A 601-nucleotide genomic window follows, 5' to 3' on the forward strand; every position below is an offset into this window, starting at 1 on the left:
TGCAGCAGCATGACGAACCTCGTCGTGCGTTCCACAAGAGTGCCGATCGCCGAGCCCGACGCCGTGCTGCCCAGGATGAGGTCGCCCTCCCAATGCCCGGGCACGGCGCGGTCGGCGGCTTCAGGCGGTCGCTGGCTGATGTTGACCATGTCGCGCAGCCGCCCACGGCGTTCCTCGGGGCGGCGCCGCGGCTTACGCAGCGCCCGCCCAGTACGCAGGCAGGTATGCAACTCGCGACGCAGATTGCCTTTGCCCTGAACATAAATCGCTTGGTAGATCATCTCGTGGGACACCCGCATCTCGGCATCATCGGCAAAGTCCAGCCGCAACCGACGTGAGATCTGGGCGGGACTGTGCTGCTCATCCAACCGAGCCTGCACCTCATCATGCAACCGCGTGTTGGTGGCCAACTTGCCCGGCGCCGAGCGGCGTGCCCGGTCGTGGGCTCGTACATGGGCGGTATGGGCCCGATATCGCGGCACGCACTCCCAACCACCACGCCACGGCGCCCCGAACCGATGCCGCTGTCGGCGTCGCCTGAAAACTGACCCCGTGTCGACGCCCGAATTTTGACCCCCTTCGTCTGATTCTCGGCTTTTGA

General features: G+C 65.7%; 1 protein-coding gene. It reads right to left on the reverse strand.

What is annotated here, in order from left to right:
- A partial coding sequence (locus A5752_RS27860) for an IS30 family transposase (RefSeq protein ID WP_231983310.1) occupies nt 1–601 on the reverse strand: 601 nt, incomplete at both ends.

The organism is Mycobacterium sp. 852002-51961_SCH5331710, assembly GCF_001665535.1.
Lineage (GTDB): Bacteria > Actinomycetota > Actinomycetes > Mycobacteriales > Mycobacteriaceae > Mycobacterium.